Raw genomic sequence first — 13,805 nt, 5'->3', positions numbered from 1 at the left:
TCCCCGCTCCGTGGCGACTCCACTAGATTACATGGTCAGGAGGCTCCCGTGAAATCCGGAGGGAGGTTGTGTGACAGCAACCTCATCGCCTGCCCGGTGGGGTCCGAGACGAGCGGCTCGAGCACGCTGCGGTGGCAGTTCTCGAGCCCGCCGAGGCCGCGGAAGGTCTCCGGGTCCTCGCCCAGCAGGGCCGAGATCCCGAGAGTGATCGCGGCGCCGTGCGCGACGACCATGACCGTGCCGCCGATGTTCTCCGCGATCAGCGAGCGTGCCGCGGCCGCGACCCGCTCCCCCACCGCGAGCCGTTCCTCGATGTCGAGCCCCGGCACCGGTCGGTGCGCGCGCCAGGCGGCGTGCTCCTGCGGCCAGCGGCCGCGGATCTCCTCGCCGCGCAGGCCCTCCCACGCGCCGAAGCTGCGCTCGAGGAAGGCGGCATCCGTGGTCACCGCGACCCCGCAGGCCGCGCCGATGATCCGGGCGGTCTCGTGGGCACGGTCCAGCGGGGAGGCGACGATGAGGTCCGGCGGGTTCTGCGCGATGCTCGCGGCGGCCCGCGCGGCCTGCTTGCGGCCCATCGCGTTCAGCGGGATGTCGACCTGGCCCTGGAGCCGGCCGTCACGGTTGTGGTCCGTCTGCCCGTGGCGCACGAGGACGAGGCGGGTGTGCACCGGATGGTGCACGCCGGCATGGCTGGTGCTCACGCGGTGGCGTCCCGGTCCACGTCGATGTCGAGGTCCAGCACGGGGGCGTCGCGCCACAGGCGCTCGAGCGCGTAGAAGGCGCGGTCCTCGGCGTGCTGCACGTGGACGACCACGTCGCCGTAGTCCAGCAGCACCCAGCGAGAATCCCGCTCGCCCTCGCGGCGCAGGGTCTTGCGGCGGCGCTGCTTGAGCAGCTCCTCCTCCACGGCACCCACGATCGCGGAGACCTGCCGCTCGGACTCGCCGGAGCAGACCAGGAAGACGTCGGTGATGACGATCTGCTCGGAGACGTCGAGCCCGATCACCTCCTGGGCGAGCTTGTCCGCCGCGGCCTGGGCGGCGACGCGGGCGATGTCGAGGGCTTCGTCGGATGCGGTCACGCGGGGAGCTCCTGGGTGCTCGAGGGGAGGGAGGCCGCCGGGGAGCCGGGGCCGGAAAGGCTAGAGAGGCTGGAGAGGTGGGCGTCGAGGACCGGGGCGAGCGCCGAGGCGCTGCCCGAGCCGCCGAGCACACCGGTGATCAGCAGCACGACGAGGACGACGATCGCGAGGGCGATGAGACCCCATACGACCCACATCAGCGGGCGGCCGCCCGAGCGCTCGGGGCGGTGGAGGACCCGGCCGTCGAACCGCGGCGCGGGCCGGGGATCGGGGGCCTGCGTGACGGAGAGCTCGCCGAGCTCCACGCCGTCGGCGTCCCTCTCGATCGTGGCCGTCGACGCCGGGGTGCCCGTGGGTCGCGCGGCAGAGGCTGTCGCCGCGGCGCCGGCGGTCGCGGACGCTGCGCCGTCGGCGGTCGGCGTGGACTCGGACGACGCCGTGCCGGACCGGGCGGTATCGGACGGGGCGGTGCCGGACGGCGCGGCCTCGGAGGACGAGGCGTCATCGGTCGTCGCTGCTCCCGTGCCTCCCGTGCCGCTCGCCGCACCGGTGGTGCCCGAGGTCAGGGCCACCCCGGTGGAGACGGTGCCGGCACCGGCCGCGCTGCCCGGTCGGGGCGCGGCCGGGGCGGCGGGCTCCTCGGCGGCGGCCGCGGGGGCGCCCGAGGGGGAGGCGGCATCCTGCGCACCGTCGGCCGACGGCCGCTCGGAGGGCTGCCCCGCGTGCTCGGGCGGCTCCTCCGTGAGCTCGATGATCCGCGCGCGCTTGCCGAACTTGCGCAGCGCGGGCGTCGGGGCGTCCGCGCCGGGGGCCGCGACCGCGCCGCGCACGGCGGGGACGGCGGGCTGGTCGCCCCCGGCCTCCGCCACGGGGTGCGGGGCGAGGGCGGCGGCCTCCTCCTCGCTGAGCCGACGGGCGCGACGGCCGTGCCGGGGAGCCGCGGTGGACTCACTCATGAGCGTCTCCTCCTGTGTAGAGGGCGTACTTGCTGATGTATTGGACGACGCCGTCGGGCACCAGGTACCAGACGGGGGCTCCGGCGGCCACGCGGGTGCGGCAGTCCGTCGAGCTGATCGCCATGGCCGGCACCTCGATGAGGGTGACGCCGTCGGCCGGGAGACCGGAGGTGTCGAGCTCGTGCCCCGGCCGGGTGACCCCGACGAAGTGCGCCAGCTCGAAGATCTCCTCGTTGTCCTTCCAGGTCAGGATGTTCTGGAGGGCGTCAGCGCCGGTGATGAAGAAGAGGTCGGCGTCGTCGTGCTGGGCGTGGAGATCGCGGAGGGTGTCGATCGTGTAGGTGTCCCCGGGCCGGTCCACGTCCACCCGCGAGACGGTGAAGACGGGGTTCGCGGCCGTCGCGACGACGGTCATGAGGTAGCGGTGCTCCGGGTCGGAGATCTCCCGCTCGGACTTCTGCCACGGGCGGCCGGTGGGCACGAACACCACCTCGTCCAGGGCGAAGACGCTCTGCACCTCGCTCGCGGCGACCAGGTGACCGTGGTGGATCGGGTCGAACGTCCCGCCCATCACACCGATCCGCCGCCGCTGCTGCTCCATGGGGCTCAGTGATCGGAGTGGTGCTCGGAGTCCTCGTCACGCTGGTGGCTGCCGCCGACGAGGCTAGCGATGCCGAGCAGGATGAGCATCGTGATGAACGCCCCGATGCCGATGTACTGCGGCGGCACGCCCTCGGTGGCCTCGTGGCCGGCCTCGGCGAGGATGATGAGCTGATCGATCATGACTGGGAGCGCCTTTCCTGGGTGACCGCGTCATCATCCCACAGCAGCTGGGGTCAGGGGCGCACGTGCCCCTGGCCCACGACGATCCATTTCGTGGCGGTGATCTCGGTCAGGCCCATCGGCCCGCGGGCGTGGAGCTTCTGGGTCGAGATGCCGATCTCCGCGCCGAAGCCGAACTCGCCGCCGTCGGAGAACCGGGTCGAGGCGTTCGCCATGACGACCGCGGAGTCCACCTCGGCGAGGAACCGCTGCTGGGAGCGGAGGTCCGCCGTGAGGATCGACTCGGTGTGCCCGGTGGACCAGGCGCGGATGTGCTCGAGCGCCGCGTCGAGGTCCTCGACCACGCGCACGGCGATCTCGAGGGCCAGGTACTCCGTGTCCCAGTCCTCCTCGGTCGCGGGCTCGCTCGCCACCCCGGCCGCGGCGAGGATCTCCCCTGCGCGCTCGTCGGCGTGGATCCGCACCCCGGCCTCGACGAGGCCCGGGGCGATCGCGGGCAGCGCCCGCTCGGCGACGTCGGCGTGGACGAGCAGCGTCTCGAGGGAGTTGCAGACCCCGACGCGCTGGGTCTTCGCATTGACGACGATCGCGGCGGCCTGGTCGAGGTCCGCGCTCGCGTCGACGAAGACGTGCGTGTTGCCGGTGCCGGTCTCGATGACGGGCACCAGGGAATTCTCCACGACGCGCCGGATGAGGCCCGCGCCGCCGCGCGGGATGAGCAGGTCCACGAGGCCACGGGCGCGCATGAGGACGTCCACGCCGTCGCGGCCGTGCTCGTCGATGCCGATGACGAGGTCCTCGGGCAGGCCCTGCGCGGCGAGCACGGAGCGGAGGACGGCGATGAGCGCGGTGTTGGAGTGCAGGGCGGCGGAGCCGCCGCGCAGCACGACGGCGCTGCCCGCCTTGAGGGAGAGGCCGGCGGCGTCGACCGTGACGTTGGGCCGGGCCTCGTAGACCATGCCGATCACGCCCATGGGCACGCGCACCTGACGCAGCTCGAGGCCGTTGTCGAGCAGCCCGCCGCGCACCACCTCGCCCACCGGGTCGGGGAGGGCGGCGGCGTCGCGCAGCTGCTGGGCGATCGCGGCGACGCGCTCCTCGCTCAGCGCGAGGCGGTCCCGGAGGCCCGCCTCCATGCCGGAGGCGTCCGCAGCGGAGAGGTCGCGGGCGTTCGCCTCCACGATCTCCGTGCTGCGCTCGACGAGGGCGTCCGCCATGGCCAGCAGCAGCGCGTCCTTCTGGGAGCGGTGCAGCCGGGCGAGGGCGGGCTGGGCCTCCTTCGCGGCGCGGGCGGCCGCCAGGACGGCGGTCTCGACGTCGGTGTGCTCGCGGGTGACAGTCATGCTCTCCAGCGTACGCGGGACGCGGCGAGGCACGATGGGGTGCATGAGTGATGAGATCGTCGTCGTGGTGGGCTCCTTGAACGTGGACCTCGCCCTCACCGTGGACCGCCACCCCTCGCCCGGGGAGACGCTGATCGCGGGCGGCGGTGACCGCTCCCCCGGCGGCAAGGGCGCGAACCAGGCCCTCGCCGCCTCCCGCTCCGGTGCCGAGGTGCACATGGTGGGCGCCGTCGGGGACGACCCGGACGCCGAGGTCGCCCTCGGCCTCCTGCGCGAGGACGGCGTGGACCTCTCCGCCGTGGCGGTCGTCCCCTGGCCGACGGGCCTCGCCGTCGTCACGGTCGCGGCGGACGGCGAGAACGCCATCCTCGTGGTGCCCGGGGCGAACGCCTCCGTGGACGCCGCCGCCGTGGACGGGCACGCCGACCTCCTCACCCGGGCCGCGGTGCTCGTGCTGCAGGGCGAGATCCCGCGCGAGGGCATCGAGGCGGCGGCGCGGGCGGTGCGCGCGGCGGGAGGTCGTGTGGTCCTCAACCCCGCCCCGGTGCTCCCCCTGGACCCCGCGGTGCTGCGTGCCGCGGATCCGCTCGTCGTCAACGAGCACGAGGCGGCGGCGGTGCTCGAGCAGCTCGGGGCCGCGGAGACAGGCACCGCGACGAGGACGGGCGCGGAGGCGGATCCGCAGGAGCTCGTCGCCGCCCTGCGCGACGCGGGGGTGCGGTCGGTCGTGCTGACCCTCGGCGCCCGCGGGGCCGTCGTCGCGGGCCCCGCCCTCGATCCGGGCGACAGGACGGAGGCCGACGACCCCGCGGCGATCCCGGCGGCGCAGGTGCAGGTCGTCGACACGACGGGTGCCGGGGATGCGTTCATCGGCGCGCTCGCCGCCCACCTGGCCGCGGGTGAGGGTCTCGTGCGGGCCGCCGAGCGGGCGACCGCCTTCGCGGGGAGGTCCGTCACCGCCCGCGGGGCGCAGTCGAGCTACCCGCGCTGAGCGCCGGTGCCGCACGGGAGGGTGGCCCCGCCCGTGCGGGCGCGGACCCCGTGGGGCTCAGCCCAGCATCACCATCGCGTCGCGGTGCACGACCGAGCGGCCGTAGTGGTCGCCGATGCGCTCGCGGAGCTCCGCGGTGGTGAGACCCGCCATGGCGCGGAGGTCCTCGCTCGAGTAGGCGACGAGGCCGCGGGCGATGACGGTGCCGTCGGGATCGGCGATGTCCACGGGGACCCCGGCGGAGAACGCCCCGGTCACCTCCGTGATGCCGACGGCCAGCAGGGAGCGGCGGCGGGAGCGGATCGCCGCTGCGGCGCCCTCGTCCAGGCGCAGCGTGCCCGCGCCGCGCGTCGCGTAGCGCAGCCACACGAGGCGGGAGCGGCGGCGGCCCGTCTGCGCGGGGAAGAACGTGCCGACGTCCTCGCCGCGCACGGCGGCGCCGAAGCGGTCCGCACGGGTGAGGATCGTGGCCGTGCCGGTCGTCGAGGCGTGGTGGGCGGCGTCGAGCTTGGTGACCATGCCACCGGTGCCGACCTTCGAGCCGACCGAGCCGACCTTCACGTCCACGAGGGCCGCGAAGTCGTCGACCACGCTGATCCGCTCGGCGTCGGGCTCCGCCGGGTTCTTCGTGTACAGGCCGTCGACGTCCGTCAGCAGGACGAGGAGATCCGCGCCCAGGAGCTGCGCCACGAGCGCGGCGAGGCGGTCGTTGTCCCCGAAGCGGATCTCGTGGGTCGCCGTCGTGTCGTTCTCGTTGATCACGGGGATGACGCCCACGGCGAGCATCGCCTCGAGGGCCGAGCGCACGTTGCGGTAGGTGTCCGGGCGGATGACGTCTGCCTCGGTCAGCAGCAGCTGACCGGAGATCCGGCCGTGGGCGCCGAAGGCGGCGGCCCAGGCCGTGGCCAGCAGCGACTGGCCCACGGCCGCGCACGCCTGCTGGGTGGGCACGTCGCTCGGGCGCTCGTCCAGGCCCAGCGGGCCCAGCGCCGCGGCGATCGCACCGGAGGAGACCAGCACGACGTCCCAGCCGCCGTGCAGGAGCTCGGCGACCTGGTCCGCGATGAGCCGCAGCCCGGTCTCGTCGAGGTGGCCGTCGGCGCGGGTGAGGCTCGAGGAGCCGATCTTGACCACCGCCCGCCGCGGTCCGGGGATGTCGGTGCGTGCGAGCAGCCTCGCCGGCTGATGCGGTTCGGCGGGGACGGTGACCATGCTCAGTTCTCCTCGTCGCTGATCGTCGGATCGGCCCAGTGGCCGGCGCGTCGCTCCTTCTCCATCGCCTCGATCCGCTGCATCCGGGACGCCGTGCGCTCCCGCTGCTCCTCACGCTTCTGCTCACGCGTGGGGCGGTGGTGGTCCTCGAGGCGGCGATCCGCGCCGCGCGCGCCGAGCAGGAGCTCGGCGCCGCCCACCATTGTGGGCTCCCAGTCGAAGACCACGGCGTCCTGTCCAGGACCGATGATCACGGTCGAGCCGGAGACGGCCCCCGCCTTGTACAGCGCCTCCTCGACGCCCACCTTCGCGAGGCGGTCCGCGAGATAGCCCACGGCCTCGTCGTTCGCGAAGTCGGTCTGCTTGACCCAGCGCTCGGGCTTGTCACCCACGACGCGGAAGGCGTTGTCGCCCTCGAACTGCTCCTTGACCACCTCGAACTCGCGGCCGCCGCGCGCACGCGGGGTGAGCACGATGGGCGCCTCCTCGGGCTCGGGCAGCGAGGCCCGCGCCTCCTCGACCAGACTCGCGAGGACGAAGGACAGCTCGCGCAGGCCCTTGTGGGACACGGCGGAGATGTCGAGGATCGGCGCGCCGCGGTCGCCCAGGCGCTCACGGACGAGGTCCGCCATGTCGGCGCCGTCGGGCACGTCCGTCTTGTTCAGGACGATGACGGTGGGTCGCTCCATGAGCGGCACGCGGTCGCCGGCGCCCTCGTCGAGCCCCGCGGCGTAGGTCGCGAGCTCGTTCTCGATGGTCTCGAGATCGGAGACCGGGTCGCGGTCCGACTCGAGGGCGGCCGTGTCCAGCACGTGCACGATGACGTGGCAGCGCTCGATGTGGCGCAGGAACTCCAGTCCCAGTCCCTTGCCCTGGCTCGCGCCGGGGATCAGGCCGGGGACGTCGGCGATCGTGTACCGGTGCTCGCCGGCCTCGACGACGCCGAGGTTCGGCACGAGCGTGGTGAAGGGGTAGTCGGCGATCTTGGGCCGGGCGGAGCTCATCGCGGCGATGAGCGAGCTCTTGCCGGCGCTCGGGTAGCCCACGAGCGCGACGTCGGCGACGGTCTTCAGCTCGAGGACCAGGTCGCGCTCCTCCCCCGGCTCGCCGAGCAGTGCGAAGCCCGGGGCCTTGCGCTGGCGGGAGGAGAGGGCCGCGTTGCCGAGGCCGCCCTGGCCGCCCTGGGCGGCGACGAAGCGGGTGCCGACGCCCACGAGGTCCGCGAGCACCTGGCCGTCGGCGGTCGCGACGACGGTGCCGTCGGGCACGGGGAGGATCAGGTCCTCGCCGCGCGCACCGGCGCGCATGTCGCCCTTGCCGAAGCCGCCCGAGGTGGCCTTGCGGTGGGGCTTGTGGTGGTAGGCGAGCAGGGTCGTGGTGGACGGGTCCACCTCGAGGATCACGTCGCCGCCGCGGCCGCCGTCGGCGCCGTCAGGCCCGGCGAGGGGCTTGAACTTCTCGCGGCGGATCGAGGCGGCGCCGTTGCCGCCGGCGCCGGCGATGACGTGGAGCTGGACGCGGTCGACGAACGTGGCCATGGGTGCCCTCCCGAGGGCTCTGGAGCGGATATGCATCGAGGGGCGGAGCAGCGGCTCCGCCCCTCGAGAGGCTGGGTTCCCGGACGGGCCGGGAGCGGGATCAGGCGGTCTCGACGACGCTGACCACGCGACGGTCGCGCTTGCGGCCGAACTCGACGGTGCCCGCGGTGAGCGCGTACAGCGTGTCGTCGTTGCCGCGGCCGACGCCGTCGCCCGGGTGGATGGAGGTGCCGCGCTGACGGACGATGATCTCGCCCGCGCCGACGACCTGGCCGCCGAAGCGCTTCACGCCGAGGCGCTGCGCGTTCGAGTCGCGACCGTTCTTGGAGGAGCTTGCGCCCTTCTTATGTGCCATGAGGAGTGACCTTCTCTCGAGTCTTCGACGTCGCTAGGACGATCAGGCGATGCCGGTGATCTTGAGGCGCGTGAGCTCCTGGCGGTGGCCCTGGCGCTTCTTGTAGCCGGTCTTGTTCTTGTACTTGAGGATCCGGATCTTCGGACCGCGGAGGTCCTCGACCTTCTCCGCCGTGACCGTGACCTTGCCGAGGTCGGCCTGCGTCGAGGTGATCTTGTCACCGTCGACCAGCAGGACGGGGGCGAGCTCCACGGAGTCGCCCGCCTCGCCGGCCACGCGGTTGATCACGATGGTGTCGCCGACCGACACCTTCTCCTGACGGCCGCCTGCGCGGACGATTGCGTACACCACGTCACTGCTCCATCTCGATGAGTACTGCTGCTTCTGCTGAGGGGTGCCGTTCCCCGGGTCGAACCGCCGACCTGCGACCGTCGACCGGTCCCGCGGACGGGAGGGAGGCTGCGGCCAGGCGGACCCGGAGGGGAAGGGCATCGGCGCGCTGAGCGCCACGGGACAGCCTACGATCCCCGCACCCTGCGGTCAACCACGGTGTGCGCCGCGACCTGCAGGAATGCTGTGGAACGCGTCACGCCTCGGAGTTCGGGGCGCTCTGCTGCTCGTCCTGGCTCTCCTTCTGGGTGTCATCCGCGGGCGCGGCCTCGACGTGCGCCGGAGCAGGCTCCTCGCCCTCCGCCACCGCCACGACCTCGCCGTCCACGACGACCTCCGGGTGCGGGTGCGAGGTGGTCGCCGCCGCGATGGAGGCGATCGTCGCGCGCGCCAGGGCCCGCGTGTCGTCGTTGCCCAGGCGGTGCACGTCCCCGGACTCGTCGGCGTGCTCGCCGGCGCTCCCGCGGGCGGTCTCACCGCCGTTCTCGGCGCTCTTCTCCGCCTCGCCGCCCTCGGAGTCCTTGCCACGGCCGCGGCCGCGGCGGCGCTTGCCCGAGCGGGAGGAGCCGGAGGAGGACTGCTCGTCCGGTCCGTCGATGCGGGCGCCGCCGCCGTCGCCGTGCTGGTGCGCCTCGCCGTCGATGTCCACGAGGACGCCGCGGCCGTTGCAGTGCTCGCAGGTGGTGGAGAAGGTCTCGACGAGGCCCTGGCCCACGCGCTTGCGGGTCATCTGCACGAGGCCCAGCGAGGTGACCTCGGCGACCTGGTGCTTGGTGCGGTCCCGGCCCAAACACTCGACCAGGCGCCGCAGCACGAGGTCGCGGTTGGACTCGAGCACCATGTCGATGAAGTCGATGACGATGATGCCGCCGATGTCGCGCAGCCGCAGCTGGCGCACGATCTCCTCGGCGGACTCGAGGTTGTTGCGGGTCACCGTCTCCTCGAGGGAGCCGCCGGAGCCGGTGAACTTGCCGGTGTTCACGTCGATGACCGTCATCGCCTCGGTGCGGTCGATGACGAGGGAGCCGCCGGAGGGCAGGTAGACCTTGCGGTCCATGGCCTTGAGCAGCTGCTCGTCCACGCGGTGCTTCGCGAAGGAGTCCTTGGGGCCCACGTGCGCGGTGACGCGCTCGAGGAGATCCGGGGCCACGTCCTTGACGTACTCGTGGACGGCCTCGTAGGTCGAGGAGCCCTCGACGATCAGCGAGGTGAAGTCCTCGTTGAAGACGTCGCGGACCACCTTGATCGCGAGGTCGGGCTCCTGGGAGAGGGCGATCGGCGCGGAGCGCGCCTTCTGCGCCTTCTGGATCTTCTCCCACTGGGCGCGCAGGCGCTCGACGTCGTGGGTCAGCTCCTCCTCGCTCGCCCCCTCGGCGGCGGTGCGCACGATGACGCCCGCGTCCTCGGGGATGAGCTGGCGCATGATCTTCTTCAGGCGGTTGCGCTCGGTGTCCGGGAGCTTCCGGGAGATGCCCGTCATCGAGCCGCCCGGCACGAAGACGACGTAGCGGCCGGGCAGCGAGATCTGGCTCGTGAGCCGTGCGCCCTTGTGGCCGATCGGGTCCTTGGTGACCTGGACGAGCACCGGGTCGCCGCTCTTGAGGGCGAGCTCGATGCGGCGCGGCTGGCCCTCGAGGCCCACGGCGTCCCAGTTGACCTCGCCGGCGTAGAGCACGGCGTTGCGGCCCTTGCCGATGTCCACGAACGCGGCCTCCATCGAGGGCAGCACGTTCTGGACCTTGCCCAGGTACACGTTGCCGACCATCGAGGTGTGCGACTTCGCGGCGACGTAGTGCTCGACGAGCACGTCGTCCTCGAGCACGGCGATCTGCGTGCGGCCCGGGCGCTCGCGCACGATCATCGAGCGCTTCACGGACTCACGGCGGGCGAGGAACTCCGCCTCGGTGATGACGTTGCGACGACGGCCGTTGTCACGGCCCTCGCGGCGGCGCTGCTTCTTGGCCTCGAGGCGGGTCGAGCCCTTGACGGCCTTCACCTCGTCGCGGGCCTCGCGGACCTTGACGACGGTGTTGGGCGGATCGTCGGGGGAGCTCGACTCGCCGTCCCCCGCGTCCGAGCGGCGACGGCGGCGACGCCGGCGCGAGCTCGACGAGGAGCCGGACTGGTCCTGGTCGTCGGGACCGGAGTCCTCGGAGCCCGCGTCCTCGGCGCCGGTGTCCTCGGAGGAGGCGTCCTCGGAGGAGCCGTCGCCCTCGGCGCCGTCCTCGCCGCGGGAGCCGGAGCCCCCGCTGCGACCGCGGCCGCGACGGCGGCCGGAGCGGGAGCGCGAGGACCCGCGGCCCTCGCCCTCGGTGCGCTGCTCGGCGTCGTCCCGGGAGTCCTCGTCCTGCGAGGAGTCGGCGTCGGCCGCGTCGGCGTCGCCGGAGACCGCGCCCTGCTCGTCCTCGCCCTGCTCGTCGTCCCGCAGGTCCTCGTCGCCCCGTCCGCGGCCGCGGCGCCCGCGGCCACCGCGGCGGCGGCGCCGACGGGAGGCGCCGGAGCGCTGATCGTCGTCATCGTCGGAGCCCTGGGCGTCGCGATCGTCCCCGGCGCGGTCGTCGGCGCCGGTGTCGTCGGCGTCCTCGGCACGGTCGGAGGGCTGGGCATCCTCGGCGCGCTCGAGCTCGTCCTCGTCCTCCGGCACGACCGGGATCCCGGGGCCGACGGTGGTGCGGGGCTGCACGGGCGCCGGCGCCTGGAACAGGAGCGAGGCGAAGTCGAGCTGGGCGCGCTCGCGGCGCTCGCGGCCGTCCTCGTCGGCGCGGTCGCCGCTGCCGCGGGCATCGGCGAGGGCGCGGAGGTCCGCGACGACGCTCGAGGTGTCATGGTCGTCCTCGGCGGGACGCTCGCGCTCGGCGCGGGCCGCGGGCTCGGGCGCCGCAGGGGCGTCCTGCTGGGGGGCGCCCTGCTCGAGGGCGTCCTGCTCGACGTCGGCCTCCGTCGCCGGGGCCGGGACCTCGTCGACCTCGGGCTCGGGCTCGGGGGCGGGATCGGTCGCCGCGCGGAACACGGGGGCACCGGCCGGGGCACCGGCCGCGCGGCGGCGGGGGCGCTTCGGGGCGGCGGGCTCGGCAGGCGCCGCGGCCTGCTCGGGCACCGAGGTGCGGGGCGCCGTGGTGGTCTCGGAGGACTCCGCGGCGGGCGTCTCGACGACGGACGGCGCCGGGGCGCCGGCGGGGGCTCCCGCGGCGCGTCGGCGGGTCCGGCGGGGCGCGGGATCCGCGGGATCGGGGGTGGTGGTGCTGTCAGCCATGAGGCCGTCTCCTTCGAAAGGATCCAGCGCACCCTGGGTCCACGTGGTCATCGTCCTGGGGGACGGAAGTCTCCGGCCCTCGCCAGGCGCTGCTCCCGAGGGGAGCGCAGCGTGTCGATGGAGGAGCCGACTCGGTCGCGACGGACGCGTCACCGGTGCTCCGGCGCATCGACGCCGGGAGGTTCCCCCACCCGGTACGGAGCAGGAGAGTGCCGCGGTCAGTATGGCACAGCGGGACCCTCGGAACGGGGTGCGTGTCACGCGGGCAGGGAGGACCATGGTCCTCATGGGCGCGCCGCGGTGCGCCGTACGGTCGTCATGGCGTCCCCGTCGTCCCCCTCGACTTGGAGCATTCATGGAAGCCCTCGATCTCGCCCGGTGGCAGTTCGGCATCACCACCGTCTACCACTTCCTCTTCGTCCCGCTCACGATCGGCCTCTCGCTGCTCGTCGCGGTCATGCAGACGTTCTCCGTGTTCGCGAAGGACCCGGACCGCAAGGACGCCTGGACCCGCATGACGAAGTTCTTCGGCTCCCTGCTCGTGCTGAACTTCGCGATCGGCATCGCCACGGGCATCGTGCAGGAGTTCCAGTTCGGCCTGAACTGGTCGGAGTACGCGCGCTACGTCGGGGACGTGTTCGGCGCGCCGCTCGCCCTCGAGGGGCTCGTCGCATTCTTCCTCGAGTCGGTGTTCCTGGGGCTGTGGATCTTCGGCTGGAACAAGCTGCCGGAGAGGATCCATCTGCTGACGATCTGGGCGGTCGCCCTGGGCACCACGTGCTCGGCCTACTTCATCGTGGCCGCGAACTCCTTCATGCAGCACCCCGTGGGCGCGACCCTGAACCCGGAGACCGGCCGCGCGGAGCTCGACTCGCTCTGGGCGGTGCTCACGAACGTCACCACGCTCGCGGCCTTCCCCCACGTGATCGCGGGCGCCTGGCTCGTCGCCGCCGCCTTCGTCACCGGCATCGCCTCCTGGCACATGGTCAAGCACCACCGCGCCGCGGACGACGCGGGCCGGGACACCGAGGAGGGCTCGCGCCAGCACGAGCTCGCCCGCGGCCTCTACCGGCCCACGGTGCGCTTCGGCGTGCTCGCCATGGTCCTCGCCGCGATCGCCCTGGTGGTCTCCGGCGACCAGCAGGCGCAGATCATGTTCAAGCAGCAGCCGATGAAGATGGCCTCCGCCGAGGCGCTGTGCGAGACCGAGACCGGCGCCTCCTTCTCGATCCTCACCGTGGGCGGGCCCGACGCCTTTGCCCAGGACTGCTCGAGCATCACCCACCTCATCGAGGTCCCCTACGTGACCTCCTTCCTGGCCACCCACACCTTCGACGCGACCCTCCAGGGCGTCGACGAGCTCAACGCCCAGGCGCAGGAGGAGTTCGGCTCGACGGTCACCGACATCCACGGGAACCAGGTCACCGCGGAGTACCGCCCCAACCTCTTCGTCACCTACTGGTCCTTCCGCCTGATGATGGGTCTCGCGGCCTTCAGCGGCGTCGTCGCGCTGTGGGCGCTGTGGGCCACGCGGAAGGGCCGCACCACCGGCTCGCGCGCCTTCCAGTGGTTCACCGTGCTCGCGATCCCCATGCCGTTCTTCGCGAACTCCGCCGGCTGGGTGTTCACCGAGATGGGACGCCAGCCCTGGGTGGTCCACCCCAACCCCGACGACCCGACCGTGCGGCTCATGACGCTCCAGGGGGTCTCGAGCCATCCCGCGGGCTGGGTGGTGGCGAGCCTGATCGCCTTCACGCTCGTCTACGGCGTCCTCGCGGTCGTGTGGTTCCTGCTCATCCGGCGCACCGCGCTCCAGGGCGCCCCGCTTCCCCACCGCGACCCGGGCACGGGGCAGCTGGACACGCCCGTGCTCTCCTTCGACTACTGAGAACGGAAGGACGAC

Annotated in this window: 13 protein-coding genes; 2 read left to right on the top strand and 11 right to left on the bottom strand. The window is 73.2% G+C overall.

Going from position 1 to position 13,805, the window contains the following annotated elements; all coding sequences use genetic code 11:
- Nucleotides 1–35 precede the first annotated feature (35 nt).
- Genes NLU66_RS10625 through NLU66_RS10600 form a run of 6 tightly spaced genes read right to left on the bottom strand, consistent with a single transcriptional unit; the run spans nucleotide 36 to nucleotide 4,163 of the window.
- Nucleotides 36–701 carry a histidine phosphatase family protein gene (locus tag NLU66_RS10625; protein WP_259359663.1) on the bottom strand — a complete coding sequence of 222 codons (666 nt, stop codon included), beginning with the start codon at nucleotides 699–701 and terminating at the stop codon, nucleotides 36–38.
- Nucleotides 698–1,081, bottom strand: a complete 384-nt coding sequence (gene rsfS, locus NLU66_RS10620) for a ribosome silencing factor (RefSeq protein WP_137770582.1) — start codon at nucleotides 1,079–1,081, stop codon at nucleotides 698–700. The genes NLU66_RS10625 and rsfS overlap by 4 nt, the downstream gene beginning before the upstream one ends.
- Entirely contained in the window at nucleotides 1,078–2,037 is a 960-nt protein-coding gene (locus tag NLU66_RS10615; protein ID WP_259362617.1) for a hypothetical protein, read from the bottom strand. The genes rsfS and NLU66_RS10615 overlap by 4 nt, the downstream gene beginning before the upstream one ends.
- Entirely contained in the window at nucleotides 2,030–2,608 is a 579-nt protein-coding gene (nadD, locus tag NLU66_RS10610; protein ID WP_240811300.1) for a nicotinate-nucleotide adenylyltransferase, read from the bottom strand. Before nadD ends, NLU66_RS10615 begins: the two co-directional genes overlap by 8 nt.
- Nucleotides 2,609–2,643: 35 nt before the next feature.
- Nucleotides 2,644–2,820, bottom strand: coding sequence for a hypothetical protein (locus NLU66_RS10605; RefSeq protein ID WP_259359662.1), 177 nt, complete (start codon nucleotides 2,818–2,820; stop codon nucleotides 2,644–2,646).
- A 53-nt stretch (nucleotides 2,821–2,873) separates the two neighbouring features.
- The gene (locus NLU66_RS10600; protein WP_259359661.1) at nucleotides 2,874–4,163 is read right to left on the bottom strand and encodes a glutamate-5-semialdehyde dehydrogenase; all 1,290 of its coding nucleotides are present in this window, start codon (nucleotides 4,161–4,163) and stop codon (nucleotides 2,874–2,876) included.
- 43 nt (nucleotides 4,164–4,206) lie between these two features.
- Between NLU66_RS10600 and NLU66_RS10595 the strand changes: the two genes are divergently transcribed.
- Entirely contained in the window at nucleotides 4,207–5,154 is a 948-nt protein-coding gene (locus NLU66_RS10595) for a ribokinase (protein ID WP_259359660.1), read from the top strand.
- 57 nt (nucleotides 5,155–5,211) lie between these two features.
- Here the strand turns inward: NLU66_RS10595 and proB are convergent, their stop codons facing one another.
- From proB to NLU66_RS10570, 5 genes are all read right to left on the bottom strand, one after another.
- Nucleotides 5,212–6,366, bottom strand: coding sequence for a glutamate 5-kinase (gene proB, locus NLU66_RS10590; protein ID WP_137770578.1), 1,155 nt, complete (start codon nucleotides 6,364–6,366; stop codon nucleotides 5,212–5,214).
- Nucleotides 6,367–6,368: 2 nt separating this feature from the next.
- Nucleotides 6,369–7,904, bottom strand: coding sequence for a GTPase ObgE (gene obgE / locus NLU66_RS10585; RefSeq protein ID WP_259359659.1), 1,536 nt, complete (start codon nucleotides 7,902–7,904; stop codon nucleotides 6,369–6,371).
- A gap of 100 nt (nucleotides 7,905–8,004) precedes the next feature.
- The gene (gene rpmA / locus NLU66_RS10580) at nucleotides 8,005–8,259 is read right to left on the bottom strand and encodes a 50S ribosomal protein L27 (RefSeq protein ID WP_259359658.1); all 255 of its coding nucleotides are present in this window, start codon (nucleotides 8,257–8,259) and stop codon (nucleotides 8,005–8,007) included.
- 42 nt (nucleotides 8,260–8,301) lie between these two features.
- Nucleotides 8,302–8,610, bottom strand: coding sequence for a 50S ribosomal protein L21 (gene rplU, locus NLU66_RS10575; RefSeq protein WP_259359657.1), 309 nt, complete (start codon nucleotides 8,608–8,610; stop codon nucleotides 8,302–8,304).
- A 235-nt stretch (nucleotides 8,611–8,845) separates the two neighbouring features.
- On the bottom strand, nucleotides 8,846–11,902 hold the full coding sequence (locus NLU66_RS10570) for an Rne/Rng family ribonuclease (protein WP_259359656.1): 3,057 nt from the start codon (nucleotides 11,900–11,902) through the stop codon (nucleotides 8,846–8,848).
- A 355-nt stretch (nucleotides 11,903–12,257) separates the two neighbouring features.
- Here NLU66_RS10570 and NLU66_RS10565 point away from each other — a divergent pair, with 355 nt between their 5' ends.
- Nucleotides 12,258–13,790: a cytochrome ubiquinol oxidase subunit I gene (locus NLU66_RS10565; protein ID WP_259359655.1), complete on the top strand. Its 1,533-nt coding sequence runs from the start codon at nucleotides 12,258–12,260 to the stop codon at nucleotides 13,788–13,790.
- Nucleotides 13,791–13,805 lie beyond the last annotated feature (15 nt).

Origin of the sequence: Brachybacterium sp. NBEC-018 (assembly GCF_024860185.1) — a bacterium.
GTDB classification, from domain to species: Bacteria; Actinomycetota; Actinomycetes; order Actinomycetales; family Dermabacteraceae; genus Brachybacterium; species Brachybacterium rhamnosum.
Note: the sequence above shows the minus strand (reverse complement) of the source record. Positions and strands in the feature narration are given on the sequence as shown.